Here is a 22,910-nt window from a genome sequence, read left to right on the forward strand (position 1 = left end):
ACGATCCTCAGGAAGTCTGTTTAAATTAATTCGCTTTCGGACATTCCGAATTCGCTGACACATGTCAGCCTTCAACAACCCCCGACGGGAACCAAGGTTCCCATGGGGGAAATCTCTTGGAACTCGTCAATCCCTTTAATGGAGATTGAAATGAAGAGCCAAGCAGTTTATGAAACCAAGTACAACGCTTTTTCTGCCCACGTGGACTTCCTCGTGTTGGCCATGTCGGAAGAAGCTGGCACCACTGTCAACAGTGCTGCTAAGGCTGGTGGCGAAGATGGCGTGCAAGCGCTGTTTGATGCCGTCATGGATGCCGGTCACCGCATGGTGCTGGTGAAAGCTCTCAATTCGCCCGCCATTTCTGGATGGGTGCGTGAGAGGCTGGAAGTGTTCTTGTACGGTCAGCACAAGCAGCAACCACTGCTGTTCAAGCGGACCTACCACTGACCAATGGAGAATGGCTGGAAATATGCCATGGCGAGGAAAGCTCACGCTATCCGCAGAGAAATCTGCACTCGTTGAAAGCCACTGACTACGGTGGCAATTTCATCCTGATCAAGCCCACAAGGCTTGGTCAGACCCTTTTCCAAGAGGCAGCGCACGCTGCATCTTCAACGAAGCGCCGCCGCAACTGAGGTTGCCGTGTGGCACCGTGCAGACACCAAGCCTGTGACGCCTTTAGCACCCCCGGGGACTCAACCCCGAGGGGCGGGGTCTCCAAAAAATCAGGAGAAAAAGACCCATGCAAATCATCCTTACTGTTCCGCTGATTGTTGAGACAGTCCTGCAGGGAAAACTGGAGTTGCTGCCCGTGCACATGACATCTCGCCCGAGCACCAGTCCGGCAAAGAGGAGCGCATTCTTGAAGCCGCAAGGCCAGTGCATTCCGCTTGCCCCCAAGGAGGTCGAGCGCTGCAAAGCCTACATGCTTAAGCATGAAACCGAGGCATTGAGCGAAGATGCCTCCACCGCCTTCACGATCGACGGGAATGCGCTGCAGGAATGCCAGCCAGACGTCATGGACGTTGATCACCAGCCGGAGGATTGAGCTCATGGCCACAATCCAACAGACTGTGAGTACAGCGCAAGAGTACCGATCCAAGCTTGTCTGCGGGGACTGGATCAGGGACCAGAGCAAGCGCTATCAGGCCTTCACCAGCGGGCAGCGCTGGAACGGCTGGGAGTGCCCTTACTTCGTCTTTGAAGTGGCAAAGCAGCTTGCCCAGGACATGCCGGGCCTGCAATACGACCCCGAAACCGATGAGTTTGTGAGGGAGGACCACAGTGGCCCTGAATACGAAAGCCTTGAGCGGTTCTCCCCATCAGTGATCGACATCGATGGCGTGCCTACCAAGGTCTATGCGATTGGCGCCTGGTCCTGGTGCTGGGCGCCATTCGATGAAACGATGGCGGCCGCTACTTGATCGGCGATAAATGGTGAGCCTCTTCCCGCAAGGGTGGAGGCTTTTCCTATTTCTGGGCTTAGATGAACTTGGCATGCAGCACCAGAGCAGCTAGAATAAATCCGTCTTTGGCCTCGCGCCATTTTCGTCGTCCATGTGACGACCTTCATCTCATTGGCCATAAACGGCCGTACCTCACGGGAACCAAGCTTCCCGCAGGGCAGTGTGGTTCCCATTTCTTTTGGAGAAACCACATGAAAACCAGCACCGCGCCCTTGCAAAAACCCATTGCAGACGTGTTCCCCTTCGCCTTGCATGAGACCAGCGATGTGCTCGGCAAACCGATGGCCGGATTCGTTCACCAGGGCGTAGTGATCCACGACCCCACGGTGACAGAATGCGGCCGGTTTGCTGCCACCCCTGACCTCTACGGGATGACAGATGCGCAAGTGCTTGCCCTGGAGCGTCTGAACTCCACGCTTGATGAAGCAACGGAAGCGGCCATCAACGCCGGCGCTAACGTGATTCAAAAGGACCTGGGAATCACCACTGGTGATACCGCGGGGACCTATTTCACCGGTGAAAGTCAGGAGAATATCGCGCGCGTGTTTCTTCGCTACGCGCTTACCGAGATTGCACTCCTGCAGGCTGCATAAGCAGCCAGTCGACTGCAACCAATTAACCCCGGATGGGCACCACGCCCTGATGGGGCAGTGCCCTCCAAAAACTGGAGATTTTCAAATGAACTCTGTGCAAACAACACAGGCCCAAACTGCTCCCGCCAGCTCTTCTCTTGAGCAGCTGCAAGTTCTGGGTTTCACGGATGAGCTCGACTACCAGCAACACCAGAAAGTGATGCAGGCAAGCCAGGAGCTGGCAGCGCAGCAGTTGGCCACGATGGTTACTGAGGGCGAAAGCCCCAGCAGTGACGCGTTCGTGATCAATGCTGACCTTAACGACCGCTATGCCGATGTCATCATTGGTGACCGAGCTGAAGCTTACGATGCCATTGAGATTCAAGGTGTACGAAACCTCAATGAGGAAGGCGACCCGATGGGAACCTGCATCGAGGTGGACACCGAGAATCCGCAGTTCTATTCCGTGTACGTCCGGATCAAGAGCGGCGGGGCCGAATGCGTTGGCGATATGGGAACTCATGCACTGGCGCAGGCCTATGCCAATGAACTCCATGTCAAATATGGCTGGCCAGTCAACGACTTCACACTGAAGCGACAACATCAAGCCTTGAACATGATTGTCAAAGTGCGACTGGGTTTCCAATCCGCATACGCGTGCATCAAGACCGATACAACGAATCTGGACGTTCGCCTTTCGCCAGGAAAGTCTGCCAAGACATCTCTCGGTGAAACAGTGAAAGAAATGCGCGAGAAGGCCGAAAGCATCCTCAAGCGTGCCGACCTGATCGAAGCTGCAGCACAGCAGCTGTAGAACCTGAACCAATTCCCCGGCTTACGCGGAATTTGAAAACCCTGACGGGCACCAATAGCCCGAACGGGTAGGGTGTCCGTCCTTTTTGAAGGATGTGAATCTTGTCTACCCAACGTGTACTCGCGGGCGAAAAACGACAGCGCTTCTTTGGCCATCTCCGTGCGACAGAAGTCTTGCCCGTCCACCACCTGGTCCGCATATCGCGGTCAAGTGCAAACTACAAGCCATCCGTGCGCGCAGCAGCCTTGCGGCAGCTAGTTGCACGGGCGCCAATCGAAGTAACCCAAGGGCGCCCGTTCCCAGAACGGCGACGCCTCGTCAGAGCCCATTACGGGATCTGAAATCAACCACCCGGAGGGCGCTGCCCAGCTGGGTCGGTGCTCTCCAATCAACAGGAGATGGAAAAATTGTGAAAAACGAAAAGGCCACACGATTCCTCAAGTTCGTTTTGTTCGTCGCTGCAGCGACCATATCAATGCTGTGGGCAGGCTTTGTCGTCTCCCAGTTATGGAAATGGTTCTTTGTCCCGATGGGATGGCGCTCAATGACCGCAGTCCAGGGAACTGGGCTGTACATCATTGGGCAAATACTCAATAGCCAAAGAAGTGAACTGATGCCAGCTGACTGGAAGCGCTGGATCTACGCTATAGGAGTGCCAATTGCAGGACTCATCATCGGATGGGCGATCAAGTCGATTGCCTAGCCGGCGCAAACCGCAACTCGGTACTGTCATAACCACCAAGCCCTGTGCTCGTCCTCGTGACAGCCAGGGCTTTTTTCATGGGCGTCTGGTTTCCTATTTGAACCTCACCCCGATCACGATAGCCTGACAGCAGGACCAAAAATGGCTAGAATTCAGATACTTTAGCCGCGCGCTAATTTGCTGGTCGAGTGCCAGCCATTCAACTGACCACCAGCTGGTCACAACCAATCAACTGCCCAGGGCGAACACCGCCCACAAGGGTACGTTCATCTTCCTTGGGCTCAATTCAAACGGAGTCAAGGAAAATGAGCAAAAAACAAAAGCGTGTTAGCAAAAAGTCCATGCCGAAGGGATCGTCCCAAACTGAGCTGGCTCTTAACGCGCTCTTGGCCGGACTGGAAGATCTTGGTTTCGGGACGGATAAAGAGATCAACGGCGCTGATGCCGTGGATGCCATCGCTGAGTTGTATGAAGATGTGACTCAGCGTATTCTTGGCTGACTTTCGCCATGTTCTTTGGCTTAAGTAGTGGCCCGAGGTGAATCGCTCTGGCTTGGTCGCCTACCGCGATCAATCGGCTGTCACTTCTTGGCAGTCAATCTAAAAAAACAACCCTGATGGGCACCAATTGCTCTCCAGGGCAGGTGCCTGTTCTTTTTGAAAGGATAGGAAAATGGCCAAAAGACGCAGAAAGTCGTCTCGGATGGCGAATCTCATCATTCGCATCAACAGTATTGCCAACGGTATGGCACAGTCCGGGCCAAAAAGCCCGGTCTTCATTGTGAAAAACAAGAAAATAATCAAACTCAAGCGAAATGAGTACGACCGTTTAGTGGAGGAAGCCGACTCGCTTTCCTACTTTGCCGGCTACCAGATCCGTCCAGAGCAACTCATCAAATAGCAACCAGTGATGCCGGTCCAAACGCAGTTTGTCGGCACAACTTAACAACCCGGACGGGCACCTTTGACGACATGTGGCTCGAGTGTTGGGAGAGCCGCATGAACCTAGATTTCAACCGCCTGCTGCAGGGGAATGCCACGTCCAGGCAGCGCCCGAAAGTGGGCGCGTCGGCATGCATTCTCCCTACGTCGCACCGATCGCCACTTCAGGCATCCCACAAAAAACGACAGGCTGTGATTGAGGATGAACAAGGGCTTCGCTCCATTGTGTCCCACCACATGGATCGCGTGTCCAAGGATGCCGGAACACGTCAATACAAGTGCAAGGACAGCTGCGGCACCGGCCAGCCTGCCGGGGCGCCCGTAGCGGCCCCTGACAGCTGACCACACGCACTAATTCTGGTCAGCCCTTTTTAACGAGCGACAAGCCTGAGCGTTGTGGGATAACTTCCCGGTTGAAGGCCTCCAGCTGCTCTGGAGTAGGCGAGTGGCCATACTTTTCGACATAGGCCAGCCTGCGTTTGTCCGCGGGGAAGTTCGCCTGGCCATCCGGGCCAAATTTGATGCGCTGGGTGTTCTGCGCGAACACTTCACCGACGGTCTCGGTATCTTCGGCGCGGTGCATCGCTGATCCGAGGTCGCACATGGCATTGAATTCGTCGACGGTGCGCGGCCGCCACGGTGCCCGTGTCATGGCCTGGAATTGCTGCCACTCGGAATCGGACATTGTGACCAGGTGATCGATAACCAACATTTAATGCTCCTTGCCGCCTGCCGGCACGTTGCCGGGGTTTCTTGGTTCTACTTTCTCACGAAATTCAGCTTGCGCAAGTGGGTTAGATAAATTTGCAGGCCTTGACGAACAGCCATCCTGATGTAGCTTGGTTGCATGACAAATGTTGAAATCACATCAAAGCCAAAGGGGCAATCACTGCCATCACAAAAATTCCTGAAACCTCCAACTGAAGCGGATCGTCGCACGGAGGACGCCCTGGTAAGGCTGGGCCAGCGCGTGTCACATGCAAGGCGAGTCCGCAACTGGACCCAGACCGAGCTGGCAGGGTTGGCAGACATGGGCTTGAGCACAGTGGTGGCTATCGAGTCTGGTAAGGCGGGTGTTGGCATGCGCAACTTCCTCCGGGTATTGGATGCCTTGGGCATGCTGGATCATTTCGATTCGGTCCTAGATCCAGCGCGTGACGAAATGCTCGTCCAGCACGGGATTGATTCACTTCCGAAACGGGCAAAGGCCAACAGGCGCAGGAGATAGCTTGCTCATTGCGGCCACGGCCCCGCCACTTTGACATTCTCCCCGCCCTACGACTGATAAAATGAAAGCGTTCTTGGCCTCGGCCATTTTCGCCGTCCGTGTGACGGCCATCAACACACCGGCCCTTCGCGGCCAACACCCAACGGGAACCATTTTTCCCGATTGGGGCATGTGGTTCCCATTACTTTTTGGAGAACTACATGAAACTCATAACCACAGACGAGGATGGTTTGCACAAGCAGACTATCCGTGGCCATGGATGATTTCGGCACAGATACCGACCCTTTCTGGGTCGAGATCGCCAACAGTCGCACATTCAGTGCGCCGGTCTTCCTTGATCCTTGGGTGCTGCCGAAAGGCGCATTCGGGGATTCGTGTGGACCCACTTAACGCGGTATAAACCGCATCACTACAACCCCAATGGGAGCTCATCTTCCATTGGGGGAGGTGGGCTCCACAATATCGGAGTCAATTCATGACAGAAAGTACAAATCACATGGCGCACATCGTGGTAGTCCAGTTCCTGGTTGAGCACGTCGAAGGTGAAGTGGCGACTGAAACCATCAATCGCAAACTTCGCACTGTCGTCTCCCCAATTGGCAGCGGTGAAGATGAAGGATCGCCTTTGCTGGATTTCAAGATCGCCGGCGCTGTGCCGGCCGACGAGAAGACCACGCTGGCGGTTGCGAACCAGTCCTACCGAGAGTGGGAAGTGTTCAACGACGGCAAAGATACTGATCACTACCTGGTGGTGATTGAGGGCGATGTCTCACCGGTGGTGAGCGGGCGTTACGAGTCCGATCCCAAGCGGGTCCAGGCGGCGCAGGCCTACCGCACCAAACACGGCAACGACGATGGTCTCTACCGCCTCGATGTACCCAAGGGCACGCCTGTGGCGCTGGGGGCGTTCGCTGGGGCTGAAGTCGAAGGCGGCGAAGTGGATGAGTTAACGAACTTTGTGGTCAGCGAGATTCTGGAAGGGCGCTGCCCCATCGAGCGCATCAATGTGCCCGGCAGCAAATACTTCACGGTGCTCATTGCCGGCGATGAGCTGGTGGTGGACAAAGTCCTCCTGGCGGCGCTTGAGGAGCGGTTCTCCAACGAGTTGGTTGAGTTTTCCAACGGGGTGTCGGACTTCATCCTCCCCAGTGGAAACGTCGAAAGCGCCATGCAGATTCAGTGGGCCGAAAACACTGCAGCAGGGCACTCCAACCTGTCCCTTGAACAGTGGAAGAAGAAGCATCTGAAAGGGGCCTACAAATAGGTCGAAGAGATCTCAAGAGAACGTCTGGTGGACGCAAAGCACCGAAAGCCTCAACTGCATCGCGCGGTTGAGGTTTTTTTTTGGCCTGATGGCCGGTAGACGGGGAGGGAAGGGGAGGAGGGGGAGTAGAAATGCAAACAGGAGGCGCAGAGGCCTCCTGTTGCTGTACGAACAATGGTGTTTCGCTTAGGCTGCAGTCACGGAAGAGTTCAGCAGCTGCCGGGTTTGAAACGCATTCACTTGCGCGCGAACCCGTTCCCGGATTTTGCGATACAAGGGTGCGTTACGCACTTCCGAGTTGCGAACAACCCTGAGGGTGGTGATGTCGGCGGGCGAAACACCTGCTTTGACCATACTAGATGCAGTCATGGAGCTCTCCTATCTGAAATCCGGGCAAGACGCCCCTTCTGTGTTCTGGTCAGAAAACACACAAAGGACGCCTCGCACGGCTCGCCAGGAGGCCCATGCTGCCGATTTCTCGGCACGGCGATTGGAGAGCTCCCCCTATGCCCTGAAACCAAGGACAGAGAAAACGTCTAAAGCGCCGAGAAGCCGCTGACTACATCCAAGGATGCAGCCGCCAATACACCGGGTTAGCGGTGCCGATTGGATATACCGAAGTAACACCAACCATTGGTAAATGCGTACACAAGGTACGCGAATGGTCACAGGGACCAAACGAGCTTTCAGTGTATTCGATTTCAGGGGAAAAATCGACCTCGAAGCTGTTTGCGGCTGGCTGCCGAAGCCTAAAAGTTAGGCACGTTTCAGCAGGAGGAACTATGACGCTCACTGCAGCTGCCCAGGCGATCACAGGATTTCTAAAAGTAGCCGGCCTCAGCATTCACAGTCAGTTTGTCCGGTGCACCGCGGAAGCCAGATCCCGAATGCCCCATGTCCGATCGGGCAGCGATGCAGTTCGGGCTGGTGGTTATGAGGACGGAATCACCATTGGTGGCGGAGATGGTGATCGAGCGTCGCTACGTCGTTCGCGGTTTAAAAACACATCGCTGTTGTTAAAATGGCTGCACTTTGGCTCCGTCCAATTTGCTGGTCATCTGCCAGCCTTTTTGAAGACCACTCGCTGGTCAAAAAACATCAACTGCCCAGGGCGAACATCGCCCAACCGGGCACGTTCACTTACCTTGGGCTTCATCAACTGGAGTAATGGAAAGTGAACAATCAAGAATGGAAACCTGAGTACTCAAAGTGGAGACACGGCGGCTGGTATGTCCATAACGTGCAGTACCCCAGCGGTGCATGTGGATGTGTGAGCAACAATTTCCCTGACAAACAGTGGCGAATCGTCTGCGATGAGCGTCGCAAGGAGTTGGGGGAGAGCGGGGACTTTACGTTTGAGACCCGCGATCTTGCTGCCCGCGCAGAGCTGGAACTCGCAAGTGCCCTGGCTGCAAAAGAAGTGAGTTCCGCAACGGCAGCTAGCCAATAGCGAAACCCCTAACAAAGCCTCATAACCGGCGCATTGGTATGGGGCTGCCTTTGGCCTTCAGCTCGTGGCGTGAAAACGTACTTGCAGTTGTTAAAGGCGCAATCGAAGAGTTCTAACTAGGACTCTGTCTCAACGACGTGTTCCGTCGTTGAGAAAACATTATTCAACCCACGCGGGGCACACCACCCCGCAGGGGATCGGTGCGTTCTCGCGATTTCAAAAGAGAGATCACGATGGACAGGCAGTTCTATCCAACGCCCAAAGCACTGGGCAGAAAACTATGGGCCAAATTCAAGAACCGTGAATTCCGCCGAGTACTGGAACCCAGTGCCGGCAACGGGGACTTGGCCAAAGCCGCACCATGGGATGCAGAGCGCTATACGAGCCGCTGCCCCATTGACTGCTGCGAAATCGACATCACCAAACACGGCCGACTGCGCGAGCTGGGGCTGAACGTGGTGGGTACAGACTTCATGGAGTTCGGAAGTGCTGCGATCTATTCACACGTGATCCTCAACCCACCATTCTTGAACGGTGCAGAGCACGTCCTCAAAGCATGGGACTTGCTCTGGAATGGAGAGATCGGCGCGATCATCAATGCCGAGAGCTTGCGGAACCCATTCTCTGTCCAGCGAAGACAGCTTCTGCGCCTGATTCACCAGTATGGTGAGGTCGAGTTTGTGGAAAACGCCTTCATGGTTGAAGATGCCGAGCGTAAAACGCCGGTCGATATAGCGCTGGTTTACCTCTGCAAAAAAGCAGACACGCAGGCAGAAATATTCGGAACATTGCTCGATGATCTGGCGGCCGACAGGCAAACAGCAGAAAGCTTGGCCGGGGGTTACCAGAAGGCGCAGGAGGTAATGCTCCCAAACAACTTCATCGAGAACAGCGTGCTGGCTTTCGATGCAGCCGTTATTGCGATGCGGCAAGCTGTAGTGACAATGGCAAAGGCCAACCATTACGAAGCCTATTTGGGCAGAACGATGGCGGAACTCAACGGGGGCGGGAAGGAAATTCCACCAGATACAAGCGTCAAGTTTGTCCAGGAAGAAATTGGCATGCGCTATGAAAAGCTCAAGGACAAGGCTTGGACGCTGATTCTGCGATCTTCAAACGTCACGTCAAAGCTGTCATCTGCAGCCCAAAAGCGCGTTGAAAGCGACTTCAAAGACATTGCAAAACTGGAGTTTACGGTTAAGAATATCTATGGCTTCCTTTGCGGAATCCTGGACAACGCGGGTGCGATCCAGTTGGGCATGATGTGCGATGTCTTTGACACCATCAGTCGGTATCACGAAGAAAACACTGTTTTCTATCGGGGTTGGAAATCGAACACCAAGCACCGAACGTGCGGCATGCGTTTGAAGACCACCCGGTTCATACTGCCCGGGTTCAAGACATCCTCTTTCCGGGGTAGTTTGGAATGGGACTCGGAACGCCTGCTGGCGGACTTCGACAAGGTCTTCAGCATGATCGATGGCAAATCAGCGCCGGAAGTCAGCCTGGTCAGTGTGTTCAATACGCACTACAACGATCTGGCAAGAGGCGGGAAACGTGTGAGCAGCAGCTACTTTGACGTTCGCCTGTATCCAGGCGTTGGCACCATCCATTTCTACCCTCGTAGCAAGGAACTGATGGATCGACTGAACCGCATGGTTGGCAAGGAACGGGCCTGGCTCCCACCTGATGTGAATCAGGCGGGGCCGGGATTCTGGGCCCAGTACGAAAAGGCGGAAAAATTCGATGCCGAACTTCGGCAGGAAGTGCGAAAAAATGGTGGCGCAAGCTACTACCGAGACCACTTCTCAACGCTGTTCTACAGCGGTGCGGATTCCAAGGAAGCGCTACGGGCGCAGGATGCCATCGATGCGGCAGCAGCTCGTGTTCATGAGCGCCATGGAATCGACATTGATGCGATGATCGAGGTGAAGCCTTCTGACACGCTGTTGCTTGAAGCAACGAATGTTGGAGAGTTTGAACAAGCTGCGTGACTCTGGCAATCACTTAAACATTTGGGCCACTCCTTCGGGGGTGGCCTTTTTTGTTGCCTGTATGGATCTGCAGGCAAAAAAAGGCGATACAAAACCTGACGATCATGAGCAATCGAAGCGATTCGAGAAATCTGCACGTGAGCTTGAGGCTGATGAGACTGGCGCAGTGTTCACGCGGGCGCTCGAACGGGTAGCTGCGCCCGGCAAGTGTACGCAGAGCACTAAGCCCGCCCGAAAGGCTACCGAATAGTTATCTTGCTCTTGGCGATCTTCTTCCACAAACGGCGAAGTCCGAGTCGCTCCAACAGCTGCTTCAAGATTCTCAGGTAACGGGCTCGGCGAGCCATCGCTTCAAACGCAGGGACCACCCTCTCAGGCGGTAGGCCTGTGATCAATTTAGCGACCGAATGCTCGATCGACCTGTCTCTAACTTCTTGTAAACCAGGAACTTTTGAGAATTTCACTGCCCACGAGGCCACTAACTCGCGCGGCATTTCCATGTATCGATGACGGAACCTAATTGCATTGGCGACATCCATGTGCCGCTTCTCATAGTGGGGCTCGGAAACTCTGCGCACATGCCATGCGAGCATGTCTGCTGCCTGCAATGGCAGCACGTCATCGTCGCTTCTAAATATCGGAGGCCCGCCTAGGGTCGATGCTAGAAGCGGGTCCGAGTGTTTAAGGGGGGTGTACCAAAGTGCCGACAACGGGCCGACATTGCCTTGAATGTCAAAGATCAGGTCTACCGGCCCCTTCAACCCTTCTGCTTCCAGCGCCTTTGCCACCCCATAGAGGACGCCCACAAAACAAGGAAAGTAGGGATGCCTAAGGTCGTAAGGAACGGCATCCCTTAACAGTTCTTTGTAGTCCCTGCTGCTAACTGAGCATTCGATTGATATCGGCTTGTACTTTGCAAGGACTGCCGCCAACGCATCGATCTTCCCTTCGCGCTCTTCCTTGGTAAACCCGCCGAAGTCGGTCATATGCAATGACTTCAGCGCAGGGGCCGCAGCGAGTACAGCCGCCCATTCATCCGAGAATGAAGACCATGCTTCGGCAGTTTGTATGTAGCCCGCAAGCACGAGGCGCTTGTCTGACCGCTTGTCGCTTCCAGAGTCGTCTATGTAGGCCTGAAGCACCACCAGATCCTTTCTGGCGCGCCGTTCAGCTGCATACCCGGAAACCAATGCATCGATGCCTTTGCGCTACCGTAGGGGCATTCATCTTACGCCACTGCTCCCCGCTTTGGGACGGCAAACATCGCAAAAAAAAAGCCCTGGTCTGCTTTTTTGGCAGTCCAGGGCTTTTCGGTTTCAAGGGTCAGTGGCAGCGCAGGCGCTTGAAGCGCTCGACGACATCAGCCACAGCTGTATCGACGTCGTCGTAAGGGACGGTACCGTCGTCAGCAATCTTTCGTTGTGCATACAGGCCCACGTGGACGTGGACGCCGCCTTTCTGGCCAGTTGCCCCATCTGGATAGGACACCAGCGCCTGCAGGTAGCGTTCGCCGCCGGCCAGATCCTGGGTCAGGAAGAACCGGCCACGGTTGTCACTGCCACGGTGCTGCTTGCTTGGTTCAAGCCCATGCTTGCTTGCCAAGGCGTTGATTTCACACTGGTGCATTGCGTTCTCCTTTGCCTTGGCTCAAGGGGTCAGATGCGTATTCGCGCCCATCCGCCATGTACAGGGTGACTTGTAAAGAGCCTTCCGTTTTGCTCAAGTCTGCCCGGTGAGGGCCTTCAAAAGCAACAGGGTTCAACAGGTCCAGCTCGAAGGCCTCGGCCGACAGTTCAATGCGGTCCCCGTTCTGAATGCCCAACACCATGGGATGATCCATTTTGAGACTCCCGAACAGCGGGACGTTATATTGGCGCCGACCTTCTGCCTTTGGAGCAGGGTGGGTGAACTGCAGGGTTTCGACCTTGCCTTTCAAAAAGGTCAGCGTGTCGAAACATATTGCCGTCCCATCCGGCCCGATCGCCATCATGCTCGGGCTTCGAGATTGTCCATAGCGCTGAGCAAGGTCAGCCAACTCCTGATTGAACTGGTCTGCGTTCTCGCACTTGACGTGCATGACGTCCTGTTCGGCGTAGGTCAGGCATTCAAGTGATGTGGGGTTGACCCACAGACCAAAAAACCAGTCATCTTGCCAGGTGGAATAGCGTACCCAACCGGCGGCACGCTTCACCAGATCCTGCACAGATGCAGTTGAACCGTTTTCGATAAACCAGCGCTTGACGCTGGCACCACTGGCCTTTCGCTCCAGGGGGGCGTTCGGTCTGTGTTCATCCAGCAAGCGGTAGGCTTCTTGCATCCTGCGCACCTGCTCATCGTTCACTGGCATGCCGGGGCGTGCCCACCAATACAGATCGCCGCCAACCTTGGTTAGGGCCCGGTCAGTTGCAGAAGCGTCCAGTTCGCTGATTCGCATGGTACCCAGACGGGCATCAAGCGACTCAGCGTAGTAGCCCGCCAGGTTGCGAACGACGCCTTGCGAGTTATTTTCGTACACATCGCAAAACGTGTAGTCATTGCCTTCATGTTTGGTGAGAACCGCAAGGCACTCATCCGGTCCAATCAGAACGAAACCCGTGTTCTGAGCGAAGCGCAGCCGCTCGCGCAGATCTGCATCACTCAGAGTCGTGGATGGGTGTACTTCTTCGTAGTAGAGATGCACCTGGTGCAGGGCAAGTACCTTGCCAGCGTGCGTCCTGATGCTTTGTCCCTTCGTCTTGATCGCGCCGGCCTTTGCATACACAAGGGCGCAGCGCTCAAAGTCGGTCACTCCTGCAAAGTGTTGTTCAGGGCCTGTCAGGCAATCTTCCAAGAACACATCCAGGTATGCGGCGCCATAGCCGCGGTGTGGGGTGTCCTTCAGCACTGATTCAGCCATTGGCACCAGGACGGTGTCAAAATTGATTTCGGTTGGAACGATCTCGCGCTTGCTCAACCGGCTGGCGGCCAGGAAGTTTGCATCCACGTCATGGCCGCAATCGAGAACAGATCCAATGGGGAAAGTAGGTGTGAGTTCCATAAAGTCTTTCAAAATGAAAAACGGGAACCCACTATCCCCTACGGAAGTGAATTCCCGTAAGGAGAGGTTGAAGGCTGACATAAAGCCAGCGGTACAGGCTAGGCCAGTAACGCCTAAATTATAGGGCCCGCTTGGGCTTTAAGTCAGCAATAGCATTAGCTTGTAAGCTAATTAATCCTGCAGCGCTCTCTCTGCATGGCTTGCCAGGAAACGACCATGGCTGTTCATATAGGCGACACTCAAGTCTTCAAAGACAGCAAACTGGGCTGCATGCAGGACTGATTTCTCACCTTCAATGGTGAAGGCCTCACGCGGCTGTGGTCGCAGGCCATTTCCTAGGGCTTGCTGCAGCTCCAGGTCTATGAGTTTTTCACCGGCCTTGATTTCTTGAACCGTTTCATCGTCCCACCCCTGGGATTCAGCAATTTCCGCGAGTTCGTGCAGATTCTCGGTAGGCTCCAGTTGCAACCATTGAATGGTGCCCTCGAAGTCCAATGCAAGCACTCCAAAGGGCGCACCGATCACAACATGCTCAACCCAACCTTGCATTTGAGCCAAATCACCCAACCGCTTTGAAATCAGTGGATCGTTTAAGTGCGATTGCTGGGTGTGGGAAAGTGTGGGCAGCCAGGTCTGCTGATGCCTCTCGGCAGACTTTAAAAGCAATCCGTGAATGGCCTCAACCACGCGTAGGCGGAGTTCAGGGATGTGCTTTGGAATGAACTTCTCGATCAAATCGCGGTTGAAGGCATCAACAGCGATTTGTTCATCGGCCTGACCTGTAAGCAAGATCCGAGAACCCTTCCAGCTCTTCATTTCATCCAGAAATTGCAGCCCATTTTTGGCCGGCATCGAGTAATCCACAACACAGACCTGTGTTAGCGAAAAACGCTTGGTGCCGTCCTCTCGCCAGTATTTGAGGATCTGTGGGATCAGCGGAGCCCCTTCGCGCCAACGATTGACGATCTCCTGCTGGCTCCTGGTGTCGGCTTCCCAGACGGACTGCTCTTGATCCAAAACTTCTGCACATTTCACGGGGCGCTGGAACAAGCGGACGTGCCAACTATTCGGCATGACCTCGGCGACCATCTGAAGGAAGTCCGGGTCGTCATCAAGAAAGACGATGCCGCCAGGGCGACAGTAAATTGGAAACTGCATGTAGGGTAGTTGAAGAGTGGTTACGAAGTAGCCCGCCGGGAATTTGTTATTCCTCGACAGGTAGCTCAATCATAAAAGATGCACCGTGGGCAATTTGAGACTTGACGGAAATAGTGCCTCCAGCTCGCTCAACCACCTGCTTGCAGAAGGTCAGACCCAGGCCATGTCCCGTGCCGGCGTGGGTTGAGAAGAAGGGTTTAAAAATATGCGGCAAAAGCGCTGGATCAATGCCGCCGCCCAAGTCTGTGACCACTAAGTGACCGCGCTTGCCTTGCCTCATGACTTCGATAGACAGCGCGCCTTCCTGGTACTCGGAGTCAGTGGCCATCAAAGAACGCAGCGCATTTTTGATCAGATTGTCCAGAACTTGCGAAAACTGGGTGGTAGATGACCGAAAGACAAACTTCTCAGAAACGGTAACTTTTACGCACCGCTTTTCGCGCTCAGATGGGTACGGATAAGCCGCGACAGCATTGCTGACCACCGTTGCGGCATCCACCAGCTCTAAATTGGCGGGCAGCTGAAGCAGCCTGGCATTGGCGATTTGCATGTCGATCTGATGGTTCATGGTCCGAACCAGGGACTGCAAGCGTCCCCCAAGTTTCACCAACTGGGGAGCAGACGGGTGGTCGGGACGACGGTCAACAACCATTTGAATGGCATCGCCCAGAAGATTGGCGGCTGAAAGTGGTGTGCGCAGTTCATGGGCCATGATGCCCATCGTGGTCATTGTGCTTTTGATATGAGCGCGCCGTAGATTCGCTGAGGACAGACTTAAGGCAAGTCCAATAAACCATGCGAATGCGAAAACCACTGCGTTGATTTTCCCTTGCTGTTCCGGGACGGCCTGGACTTCAGGGGCAATGATGACAAACAGTGAAGAAGCAAAAAGAATTCCTGTGATCGTGCCTACGCTCGCCAACCGCCAGTCCGTTAGCTGGTAATAAGCTACCACCATGACAGCCATGGTTCCCAGCCACATCGTGCTGCCACTATTGCACAGGTACATCCAAGTGAAGAGGACCGGTAAGTTAAGCCAATAGACAGCGCTGAAGACTTTGTTGGGTAGTTGACTGTTGGGCTCATGACGAACCCAGTAGGTCACCAAAATCAGACTCAGCCCGAGCAAGCTGGCCAGCACGCGAAGTGCCAGATTTTCATAGGGTTGCGGCAACCAGACCGACCAGATCCAGGAAAACAGGGCGTGGCCCACTAAGAAACAGAGGCCAGCAGCTTTCATGCGCATTGGCGAGAGATGCAAAATAGGCTCAATGGGCGCGACTATCAGCTCCTCGCGCAGCACTTGCATCGTTTTCCTGGCCGTAAGCAAAGCATTTTGCTTGCCTCTCCTCAACCTTTTGAATACTTCGAGCATTTACCGATACCGACCGATGGTGAGTTGGACAAATGGCAGCATTGTCCCTGTTCTTATTAGCAGTAGGGGATAGCTGAATCTTTTGGGCTTGACCATTGCTGTAGCATGAAGCCCTCTTTATCGTTGGACAGAACAATGAACCTAGCCGCTGCATTCAAGAGTGAAATAGCGAGAGTCGCTCGCAAAGAGTCCCGGGGGGAAACCCAATCCCTAAAAAAAGCCTCTTCGCAGTACCGAACCGATATCGCTGCTCTTAAAAGGAGAGTGGTCGAGTTAGAACGGCTTGTTGCCAGGCTGAGTAAACACCAGGTGAAAGCGATTCCCCCGCGTGAGCTTGCTGAAAAACCTACGTCAGCGCTTCGTTTTAGCGCGACAGGCCTGGCTGCACAGCGCAAACGATTAGGTCTTTCTGAAAAAGAGGTTGCATCGATCCTGGGAGTTTCAGATCAGTCGATAAGGAAATGGGAAAGCGGACAGTCGCATCCGCGTGCCTCACAACTGCCAGGAATCGCAAGCCTGCGAAGAATGGGCAAAAGGGAAGCTGCAGCCACACTGGCTGAGATATCGAACAGCGCTTGACGCTGTTACGGATTCACAGCGTATCTTTGCACCTGCGAACTGAAATGGAACATAACTGGCCGGATCTTGCGAACTGTCCGTTGAGTTCCTTTGCCTATATGTTGGCACCGACCCGAGTGTGACCAGGGAAGCCGAGGATTGACTGACCATGCGTCAGTGGCCGGCGGTCCACGATTGCCTTGAACTATTTGGCTATCTGGGTGGCCAACGATTTGTCGGCTCCCTGGTCACTTCCGAATCGGCAGTGACAGAGCCAGTGGGAGGTAGCCGCAATGCTGATCCCGGGCTGCTGGTAAGCTTGGCGGCGAAAAACCCTTCATAGGTATTCCTCTGTACAACGCAGAAATTTCCGCTGGTTCACTGCTTCCGCTTGAGAGCAAGCGCATCGCATTGCTGCTTTTGGCATCGCCCGATGAGGCGGCATGGCGGCACGCCATCGAAGTTGACAATATCCTGCAGAAAAACACCCCCGCCTCCGCCCGCCGGCAGGCAACGCTGATCCGCAAAAGGCTCACCACGCTCGATCCCCAAGCGTGGACCATGCTCGCCGAGCGAGAGCACGAGGTGGTCATCCAGCTGCTGCTGGCTGCAACGGTCAAGCACAGCCGGCTGCTCGGTGATTTCATCCGCAACGTGTATACCAACCGGCAACGCCGCCTTGAACCCACGTTGGCTCCCGGCGACTGGCATGAGTTTCTGGTTGAGTGTGCACACCAGGACCCGCAGGTAGCGGGTTGGTCGGACTCCACCCGGGCCAAACTACTTCAGGTGATTGTTCGCATCCTGGTCGAGGCCAAGTACTTAGAGAGTGCCCGTTCGATGAAACTGACGCCCAAATCCCTGCACCCCGATGTTAGGCGCTACCTAAGCGTCCGCCATGAAACCTATGTACTCGACTGCCTGGAGCGCGCCAAATGACGCTGAGTTTTGATGAACGACTGAATCAAATCCTACCGCGGGTGACCTCGCGGGATTTTCTCGACAGCAAGGGCTTAGGGAACGAAATCGGGTTCTGGATCTTCGACTACCCGCCCGACCACGAAATGGCGGTGCGTGACTTCATCTCGGGCATCCTATTGCCTGCGCTCGTCAAGCGCCAACCACCCATTAACGCCGGGACAGTCGATCTTCTCCAATTGGTAACAGGGTTGCTGGAAGAGCGCAAGTTGCTCGACAAAGCAATTGAAATGCAGCAAAGCAAGGGCGACGACAGCACACTTGCCGCGCTGCGCTCCGTGCTCAAAGAGGACAAGCTCGCCCAGAAGATTTCCACCCAATTCGACATTCGCGGTCTCGACCTCATGATTATTTCCGGCGTGGGCAGCGTCTACCCCATGCTCAGAACCCACACCTTGCTTTCGGCCCTGCATCCCATCATGGGCAACACGCCGCTGCTGATGTTCTTTCCGGGCCGTTACGACGGGCACTCCCTGCGCTTGTTCAATACGTTGGCGGAAGACCACTACTACCGGGCTTTCCGCCTGGTGCCCGAATAAACTTGGCGTCCAGCACGGGTCGCAAACTACAGTTCATCAGGGAGAAACAAGAACATGAAAATCAGAGACCTTTTTCTCAAGCCAATCGACCGCCCCATCAATGGCGTCATCAAAGCCGACCAAATGGACGCCGCCAGCGTCTGGCAAGAGCTGGAAGAATACGTTGTCACCAAGCAGATCAGCGACTACCTGCGCCGCTTCTTTGACGCCTACCTTGCCGCCATTGACCGCCCGCATGACGCCGCCATCACCGATCGCATGGGAGTCTGGGTTTCCGGTTTCTTCGGCTCGGGCAAGTCCCACTTCATCAAGATCCTGTCCTACCTGCTGGAAAACATGGAGGCCACCAATCCCCAGACCGGGGAAAAGCGCCTTGCCAGCCAGTTCTTTGACCACCAAAAGATCAAAGACGCCATGCTGCTCGCCGACATCCAGCGTGCGGTGCAGGGCACGGCCGATGTCATTCTGTTCAACATCGACGCCAAAGCCGACAGCAAGTCCGATCGCGATGCCATCCTGCAAGTCTTTCTGCGGGTCTTCAATGAAAAGCTGGGTTACTCGGGCGACTCACCTCACATTGCCGACATGGAGCGCCACCTCGTCGCCAAGGGTGCCTACGACGCCTTCAAAGCAGCCTTTGCGGCGTCCAACGGCAGCACCTGGGAACAAGAGCGTGACGCGGTTGATTTCCTGCGTGACGACGTGGTTGCCGCGCTCGGGCAGGTCCTGAAGATGACGCCAGAGTCCGCCAGCCAATGGTTTGACCGTGCCCGCGACGACTTCCGCATCAACATTGAGGGCTTTGCCAAGGTGGTCAACGACTACCTTGCGACCCGCGCGGCTAAGCACAAGGTCATCTTTCTGGTCGATGAGGTGGGCCAGTTCATCGGGGCCAATGCCCAGCTCATGCTCAGCCTGCAGACCATCACCGAGCAGCTGGGCACCCAGTGCAAGGGCCGTGCCTGGGTCATCGTCACCAGCCAGGAAGACATCGACGCAGCCATCGGCGAAGCCAACAAAGCCAGGTCGCAAGATTTTTCCAAGATTCAGGGGCGCTTTCATACCCGGCTGTCCCTGGCCAGCAGCAACACCGATGAGGTCATAGGGGAGCGCCTGCTCGCTAAAACAGAGGCCGCTCATGTCCTCCTGCGTGATGACTTTGCGGGCAGGAGCGATGTCATCAATAATCAACTCGGGTTTGCCGGCAATTCGGTCAGCTTGCGTGGTTATAAAGACACGGCCGAGTTTGTCGCTTGCTACCCGTTTGCCCCCTACCAGTTCACGTTACTGCAGAAGATTTTTGAGTCCATCCGCAAGGTGGGCGCCACTGGCAAACACCTCTCGCGGGGAGAGCGTTCGCTGCTCGATGCCTTCCAGTCTGCCGCCACGCGCAATGCCGACCACAGCACCGATGTGCTGGTCCCGCTGTACGACTTTTACCCGTCGATCGAGAGCTTCATTGACGGGGTGGCCAAGCGCTCCATTGATGAAGCTCCGCTCAACCCCGCGCTGCAGCCCTATGACAGCTTGCTCCTCAAAGCGATGTTCCTCATCCGTTATATCCCCGACATCGTCAAGCCAAACATCGACAACCTAGCCACCCTGTGCATTGACCAGATCGACGCCGACAAGCTCGCCCTAAAGCGCAAGATTCAGGAGAGTCTGGCCCGCCTGGAGCAGCAGCGCCTGGTCAGCCGCAATGGTGACTTGTGGTTCTTCCTGACCAACGAAGAGCGCGATGTCGCACGCGAAATTGGCCACGTTGATGTCTCCGCATCTGAAAAGTCCCGGCTGCTCGCCGAGCTGATTTTTGAGGAAATCCTGGGCAACCAAGCGAAGGTACGTCACCAGGGCACCAAAGCCGACTACGAGTTCAACCGCCTGCTCGATGGCGCTCCTTGGCGTCAGGCCAGTCATGCCCTGAGCTTTGAAGTGCTGACCCCGCTGGGTGATGAGTACGACAAGCTCCAGCCCGCCAAGTGCATTTTGCGCAGCAGCGAGGGAGCAGGGCGCGCCATCGTCCGTCTGGCCGAGGGTGAACGCCTCGACATCGAACTGGCGCTCTACCTGCAAATCGAAAAATACATCGTCAGTCCCAAGGCCGACCATGCGACCCCGTCGCTCAAGCGAATCCTGGCTGATCGAAAAGACGAAAACCGCGAACGCCGGATGCGCTTGGTGCATCAGCTCTCAGATCTCATGACCACGGGCGACTTTTACGCCCTGGGCCAGCCGGTAGAGTTCAAGGCCGGCAGTCCCGCGACGGTGCTTGAGGCGCTGCTGAACTACCTCATTACCAATACCTACAGTAAGTTGCCTTACCTCAAGGTACGTCAGGCCGACCCAATAGCCGAGATCAAGGCCGTGCTTAGCGCTGATGACCTGGGCCAGCACGCGCTGGGGCTAGACGGTGATGCAGGCAATGCGCTCGCCATCAAAGAGATGCGCGACTACCTGCAGCTGGCCGCCAGCCAAAATCGGGTGCTGTTGTCTGATGTGGTGGACCGTTTTGCCGGCATTCCTTGGGGCTGGAAGCCTGAGTGGGAAACCGTGTTGCTCATCGCTCGTCTGTTCATGGCTGGCGAGATCAAACTCATGCTGGAAGGCTCTGACCTTGATCCCCAATCGGCCGCAGAGCCTCTGACCAAGTCCGTCCGGTTCAAGCAGGTCTCCATCCTCAAGCGAAAAACGGCAGACGCCGGCGCCATCAGACGCGCCCGCGAGCTTTACAAGGACCTGTTCAGCAAGCTCGGCCGCGAAGAGGAAGACAGCCTGGTGGCCGACTTCCGCGACCAATTCACTGAATGGCAAGCTGACCTCAAGAGCTACGCCCATACCGCCGCCACGCCCCATCACCCGGGTAGGGCCGACATCGATACCGCGCTGACCCGGATTTCCCAGCAACTCGCGGTTCGCGACAGCTTTGCATTCGTCGAGGCGCTGCTGGACGCCAAAGAAGTCTGGCTGGATACTGCGGACGACATCCACGACCTGGTCCACTTTTACAAAACCCAAATCACCGCCTGGCGCAAACTGCTCGATGGCTTGCGGGCTTTCGCAGACAACCGTGAAGCCCTCGACAAGGTGCCGCAAGCCGCCGCTGCGCTCGCCGAGCTGACCCAGATTCGCGACAATCCCAAGCCCTACGGGCAGATCAATCGCATCGAACCGCTGGTCGCCGCTGTCACTGCCGTCAACGAGCAGCTCGCCCAGGCCCGTCGCGAAAAGGCCCTGCTGTCCATCGACGCCAAGATTGCCGAGGTGCAAGCCAAGCTCGACGCCGTGGGTGCCACGCCCGAGTTGAGCAATAAAGCCCTGCGCCCGCTGCAAGACCTCAAGACCCGCATTGCCAGCCAGACCAGCATTGCCCAGATCCTGTACCTGCAGGGCCAGGGCGGCGACGCGATGGACGACGCAATCGCCCTCATCGAAGAGGCCATGGCAAAGCTCTCTGCGGCCACGGGTGGCACCGCGAAACCCGTGCAGGCGGTCCAGCCTAATGTGGCCCCGCCGGTTGCAAAACCCACCCGCGTCGTCCGCGCCGCAGAACTCTCCAGCAAGACCTATCTTGAAACTGAAGCTGACGTGGACGCCTTTGTGGTCAAACTCAGGGCCGAGCTGCTGGCCGCCATTCACTCTGGACAAATGGCGCGGGTGCAATAGTGGGGCCTTGTCCAAGCGAAGGTGGTTAAGTGTCCAAAAATGGACTACTATTAGTCCAGTTTAAGACAACTTCTCAGGAGTTCGCACCGTGTCAACTACAACCTCCAGGACTCACACCGCAACCCGACGCGAACCGCAAGGCAGGACCGTAAAGGTTTTGAAGGTGGGCAGCTCAGGAAAATCAGTGCCGTCTGCCCTGGTTTATCACCCAGGCAAGGGGGCGATCAGAGTTTTTACAGACTCCGTCTCCCGTGCCTCTCCGCTTTCGCTGGTGGAGCTCGAGCGGCAAGGCGTTCCTGCCCGGCTATTCAACGATCTGCGTGATGAGATGGGGTTGTCTTCGGCCCGAATGGGGGAGATTTTCAAGTTTCCACGGTCCACACTAGCCAGCAAGATTAAATCCAAGGCGCCTCTGACGGGCCGTGAGGGGCTGGCCACCATCAAGATGGTCAAGCTGCTCGCCCAGGCGCAGCGCATTGTGGACAACAGCACCAGTGAGCAGGCAGAGGGTTTTGATACGGCGCACTGGCTTGGCCAGTGGCTCGAACAACCCCAGCCGGCGCTCAATGGCCTGCGCCCATCTGACCTTCTGGATACCGAGACGGGCACGCAGATGGTTCACCAATTGTTGGGCGCCATGGAGAGCGGAGCCTACCTGTGAGGCTCTGGCGCATTGCCACAGAAACCCGCGAGTTTGCAGCTGTTGATCTGAGCGGCAAAGGAGCCGCAAAGTATCCGGGGCGCTGGAATGGGCCCGGCCAGGCCGTGGTCTATGCAGCTCCGACAGTGGCATTGGCCATGTTGGAGACGGCTGCGCATGTCAATGCAATGGGTTTGCCTTTGAACAAGTTTTTGGTCGCCATCGAGGTGCCAGACAACTTGTGGGCCCAACGCCAGGAAATAACAGCCGACCAACTCCCGGTGGGCTGGGCGGCTATCCCTGCTGGACTGACGAGCGTGGAGGTCGGGGCCAAGTGGCTGACAGATAAAGACAGTCTGGTCCTGTGCGTTCCCTCCGTCATCGTTCCAGAAGAGTTGGTGGCGCTGATCAACCCGGCGCACCCGGAGGCTGACCGGCTTTCAGCCAAAAAAGTTCGGGCGGTCACCTACGGCGCTGTTTTCAGATAAGTGCCTTGCCCTTTCGAGCCTGACACAGCCTCACCTAATTTG

General features: G+C 55.7%; 25 protein-coding genes. 18 read left to right on the forward strand and 7 right to left on the reverse strand.

What is annotated here, in order from left to right; genetic code table 11:
* Positions 1-150 precede the first annotated feature (150 nt).
* The 8 genes from BPRO_RS25050 (at position 151) to BPRO_RS25085 (ending at position 4,455) form a co-directional block, all read left to right on the forward strand.
* A complete protein-coding gene (locus BPRO_RS25050; RefSeq protein ID WP_011485856.1) occupies positions 151-447 on the forward strand; it encodes a hypothetical protein in 297 nt (98 codons plus the stop codon).
* Between the two features lie 295 nt (positions 448-742).
* A complete protein-coding gene (locus BPRO_RS25055; RefSeq protein WP_011485857.1) occupies positions 743-1,048 on the forward strand; it encodes a hypothetical protein in 306 nt (101 codons plus the stop codon).
* 4 nt (positions 1,049-1,052) lie between these two features.
* Positions 1,053-1,424 (forward strand): hypothetical protein, encoded by a 372-nt coding sequence (locus tag BPRO_RS25060; protein WP_011485858.1) that lies wholly within the window; start codon positions 1,053-1,055, stop codon positions 1,422-1,424.
* Between the two features lie 233 nt (positions 1,425-1,657).
* The gene (locus BPRO_RS25065; protein WP_011485859.1) at positions 1,658-2,059 is read left to right on the forward strand and encodes a hypothetical protein; all 402 of its coding nucleotides are present in this window, start codon (positions 1,658-1,660) and stop codon (positions 2,057-2,059) included.
* Between the two features lie 85 nt (positions 2,060-2,144).
* Positions 2,145-2,852 carry a hypothetical protein gene (locus BPRO_RS28180; protein WP_011485860.1) on the forward strand — a complete coding sequence of 236 codons (708 nt, stop codon included), beginning with the start codon at positions 2,145-2,147 and terminating at the stop codon, positions 2,850-2,852.
* A gap of 409 nt (positions 2,853-3,261) precedes the next feature.
* Complete coding sequence (locus BPRO_RS29870; RefSeq protein WP_041390419.1) at positions 3,262-3,555, forward strand: hypothetical protein; 294 nt, start codon at positions 3,262-3,264, stop codon at positions 3,553-3,555.
* A gap of 305 nt (positions 3,556-3,860) precedes the next feature.
* Entirely contained in the window at positions 3,861-4,055 is a 195-nt protein-coding gene (locus BPRO_RS29875; RefSeq protein ID WP_041390421.1) for a hypothetical protein, read from the forward strand.
* A gap of 172 nt (positions 4,056-4,227) precedes the next feature.
* Positions 4,228-4,455, forward strand: coding sequence for a hypothetical protein (locus tag BPRO_RS25085; protein WP_011485863.1), 228 nt, complete (start codon positions 4,228-4,230; stop codon positions 4,453-4,455).
* A gap of 402 nt (positions 4,456-4,857) precedes the next feature.
* Here BPRO_RS25085 and BPRO_RS25090 read toward each other — a convergent pair whose 3' ends face one another.
* A complete protein-coding gene (locus BPRO_RS25090; RefSeq protein ID WP_011485865.1) occupies positions 4,858-5,208 on the reverse strand; it encodes a hypothetical protein in 351 nt (116 codons plus the stop codon).
* 135 nt (positions 5,209-5,343) lie between these two features.
* On the opposite strand from BPRO_RS25090, the gene BPRO_RS28900 reads away from it, so the two are divergent.
* Entirely contained in the window at positions 5,344-5,724 is a 381-nt protein-coding gene (locus tag BPRO_RS28900; RefSeq protein WP_011485866.1) for a helix-turn-helix domain-containing protein, read from the forward strand.
* Between the two features lie 496 nt (positions 5,725-6,220).
* Entirely contained in the window at positions 6,221-6,988 is a 768-nt protein-coding gene (locus tag BPRO_RS25100) for a hypothetical protein (RefSeq protein ID WP_041390424.1), read from the forward strand.
* A gap of 186 nt (positions 6,989-7,174) precedes the next feature.
* Here the strand turns inward: BPRO_RS25100 and BPRO_RS29880 are convergent, their stop codons facing one another.
* Positions 7,175-7,357 carry a hypothetical protein gene (locus BPRO_RS29880; protein ID WP_157046003.1) on the reverse strand — a complete coding sequence of 61 codons (183 nt, stop codon included), beginning with the start codon at positions 7,355-7,357 and terminating at the stop codon, positions 7,175-7,177.
* A 413-nt stretch (positions 7,358-7,770) separates the two neighbouring features.
* Here BPRO_RS29880 and BPRO_RS28905 point away from each other — a divergent pair, with 413 nt between their 5' ends.
* Positions 7,771-8,166, forward strand: coding sequence for a hypothetical protein (locus tag BPRO_RS28905; protein ID WP_157046004.1), 396 nt, complete (start codon positions 7,771-7,773; stop codon positions 8,164-8,166).
* 505 nt (positions 8,167-8,671) lie between these two features.
* Entirely contained in the window at positions 8,672-10,432 is a 1,761-nt protein-coding gene (locus BPRO_RS25105; protein ID WP_049764305.1) for a DUF4942 domain-containing protein, read from the forward strand.
* 239 nt (positions 10,433-10,671) lie between these two features.
* Here the strand turns inward: BPRO_RS25105 and BPRO_RS25110 are convergent, their stop codons facing one another.
* The 5 genes from BPRO_RS25110 to BPRO_RS25130 form a co-directional block, all read right to left on the reverse strand.
* The gene (locus BPRO_RS25110; RefSeq protein WP_198141062.1) at positions 10,672-11,574 is read right to left on the reverse strand and encodes a DUF3800 domain-containing protein; all 903 of its coding nucleotides are present in this window, start codon (positions 11,572-11,574) and stop codon (positions 10,672-10,674) included.
* Positions 11,575-11,755: 181 nt separating this feature from the next.
* Positions 11,756-12,058, reverse strand: coding sequence for a hypothetical protein (locus tag BPRO_RS25115; protein WP_011485872.1), 303 nt, complete (start codon positions 12,056-12,058; stop codon positions 11,756-11,758).
* A complete protein-coding gene (locus BPRO_RS28190; RefSeq protein WP_049764306.1) occupies positions 12,045-13,469 on the reverse strand; it encodes a hypothetical protein in 1,425 nt (474 codons plus the stop codon). Before BPRO_RS28190 ends, BPRO_RS25115 begins: the two co-directional genes overlap by 14 nt.
* 171 nt (positions 13,470-13,640) lie before the next feature.
* A complete protein-coding gene (locus BPRO_RS25125; RefSeq protein ID WP_232291603.1) occupies positions 13,641-14,696 on the reverse strand; it encodes a response regulator in 1,056 nt (351 codons plus the stop codon).
* The gene (locus BPRO_RS25130) at positions 14,674-16,002 is read right to left on the reverse strand and encodes a sensor histidine kinase (RefSeq protein ID WP_232291604.1); all 1,329 of its coding nucleotides are present in this window, start codon (positions 16,000-16,002) and stop codon (positions 14,674-14,676) included. The genes BPRO_RS25125 and BPRO_RS25130 overlap by 23 nt, the downstream gene beginning before the upstream one ends.
* A 135-nt stretch (positions 16,003-16,137) precedes the next feature.
* On the opposite strand from BPRO_RS25130, the gene BPRO_RS28920 reads away from it, so the two are divergent.
* The 6 genes from BPRO_RS28920 (at position 16,138) to BPRO_RS25155 (ending at position 22,868) form a co-directional block, all read left to right on the forward strand.
* Positions 16,138-16,581: a helix-turn-helix domain-containing protein gene (locus BPRO_RS28920; protein ID WP_011485876.1), complete on the forward strand. Its 444-nt coding sequence runs from the start codon at positions 16,138-16,140 to the stop codon at positions 16,579-16,581.
* A gap of 330 nt (positions 16,582-16,911) precedes the next feature.
* Positions 16,912-17,499 (forward strand): DUF1819 family protein, encoded by a 588-nt coding sequence (locus BPRO_RS25135; protein WP_049764307.1) that lies wholly within the window; start codon positions 16,912-16,914, stop codon positions 17,497-17,499.
* The gene (locus tag BPRO_RS25140; RefSeq protein WP_011485878.1) at positions 17,496-18,077 is read left to right on the forward strand and encodes a DUF1788 domain-containing protein; all 582 of its coding nucleotides are present in this window, start codon (positions 17,496-17,498) and stop codon (positions 18,075-18,077) included. Before BPRO_RS25135 ends, BPRO_RS25140 begins: the two co-directional genes overlap by 4 nt.
* A gap of 54 nt (positions 18,078-18,131) precedes the next feature.
* Positions 18,132-21,740: a BREX system P-loop protein BrxC gene (gene brxC / locus BPRO_RS25145; protein WP_011485879.1), complete on the forward strand. Its 3,609-nt coding sequence runs from the start codon at positions 18,132-18,134 to the stop codon at positions 21,738-21,740.
* A gap of 184 nt (positions 21,741-21,924) precedes the next feature.
* Complete coding sequence (locus tag BPRO_RS29885) at positions 21,925-22,401, forward strand: antitoxin Xre/MbcA/ParS toxin-binding domain-containing protein (protein ID WP_232291605.1); 477 nt, start codon at positions 21,925-21,927, stop codon at positions 22,399-22,401.
* The gene (locus BPRO_RS25155) at positions 22,398-22,868 is read left to right on the forward strand and encodes an RES family NAD+ phosphorylase (protein WP_011485881.1); all 471 of its coding nucleotides are present in this window, start codon (positions 22,398-22,400) and stop codon (positions 22,866-22,868) included. The genes BPRO_RS29885 and BPRO_RS25155 overlap by 4 nt, the downstream gene beginning before the upstream one ends.
* The last annotated feature ends 42 nt before the right edge of the window (positions 22,869-22,910 follow it).

It is taken from the genome of Polaromonas sp. JS666, assembly GCF_000013865.1.
Lineage (GTDB): Bacteria > Pseudomonadota > Gammaproteobacteria > Burkholderiales > Burkholderiaceae_C > Polaromonas.

What these genes read in the sequence shown, in the direction of transcription:
- BPRO_RS25090 (WP_011485865.1), bottom strand. Translation starts at nt 5,208, where the DNA reads ATGTTGGTTATCGATCACCTGGTCACAATGTCCGATTCCGAGTGGCAG.
- BPRO_RS25055 (WP_011485857.1), top strand. Translation starts at nt 743, where the DNA reads ATGCAAATCATCCTTACTGTTCCGCTGATTGTTGAGACAGTCCTGCAG.
- brxC (WP_011485879.1), top strand. Translation starts at nt 18,132, where the DNA reads ATGAAAATCAGAGACCTTTTTCTCAAGCCAATCGACCGCCCCATCAAT.
- BPRO_RS25140 (WP_011485878.1), top strand. Translation starts at nt 17,496, where the DNA reads ATGACGCTGAGTTTTGATGAACGACTGAATCAAATCCTACCGCGGGTG.
- BPRO_RS25050 (WP_011485856.1), top strand. Translation starts at nt 151, where the DNA reads ATGAAGAGCCAAGCAGTTTATGAAACCAAGTACAACGCTTTTTCTGCC.
- BPRO_RS25085 (WP_011485863.1), top strand. Translation starts at nt 4,228, where the DNA reads ATGGCCAAAAGACGCAGAAAGTCGTCTCGGATGGCGAATCTCATCATT.
- BPRO_RS29880 (WP_157046003.1), bottom strand. Translation starts at nt 7,357, where the DNA reads ATGACTGCATCTAGTATGGTCAAAGCAGGTGTTTCGCCCGCCGACATC.
- BPRO_RS29875 (WP_041390421.1), top strand. Translation starts at nt 3,861, where the DNA reads ATGAGCAAAAAACAAAAGCGTGTTAGCAAAAAGTCCATGCCGAAGGGA.
- BPRO_RS25130 (WP_232291604.1), bottom strand. Translation starts at nt 16,002, where the DNA reads ATGCTCGAAGTATTCAAAAGGTTGAGGAGAGGCAAGCAAAATGCTTTG.
- BPRO_RS25100 (WP_041390424.1), top strand. Translation starts at nt 6,221, where the DNA reads ATGGCGCACATCGTGGTAGTCCAGTTCCTGGTTGAGCACGTCGAAGGT.
- BPRO_RS25115 (WP_011485872.1), bottom strand. Translation starts at nt 12,058, where the DNA reads ATGCACCAGTGTGAAATCAACGCCTTGGCAAGCAAGCATGGGCTTGAA.
- BPRO_RS25060 (WP_011485858.1), top strand. Translation starts at nt 1,053, where the DNA reads ATGGCCACAATCCAACAGACTGTGAGTACAGCGCAAGAGTACCGATCC.
- BPRO_RS25105 (WP_049764305.1), top strand. Translation starts at nt 8,672, where the DNA reads ATGGACAGGCAGTTCTATCCAACGCCCAAAGCACTGGGCAGAAAACTA.
- BPRO_RS28190 (WP_049764306.1), bottom strand. Translation starts at nt 13,469, where the DNA reads ATGGAACTCACACCTACTTTCCCCATTGGATCTGTTCTCGATTGCGGC.
- BPRO_RS28920 (WP_011485876.1), top strand. Translation starts at nt 16,138, where the DNA reads ATGAACCTAGCCGCTGCATTCAAGAGTGAAATAGCGAGAGTCGCTCGC.
- BPRO_RS28905 (WP_157046004.1), top strand. Translation starts at nt 7,771, where the DNA reads ATGACGCTCACTGCAGCTGCCCAGGCGATCACAGGATTTCTAAAAGTA.
- BPRO_RS25065 (WP_011485859.1), top strand. Translation starts at nt 1,658, where the DNA reads ATGAAAACCAGCACCGCGCCCTTGCAAAAACCCATTGCAGACGTGTTC.
- BPRO_RS28900 (WP_011485866.1), top strand. Translation starts at nt 5,344, where the DNA reads ATGACAAATGTTGAAATCACATCAAAGCCAAAGGGGCAATCACTGCCA.
- BPRO_RS28180 (WP_011485860.1), top strand. Translation starts at nt 2,145, where the DNA reads ATGAACTCTGTGCAAACAACACAGGCCCAAACTGCTCCCGCCAGCTCT.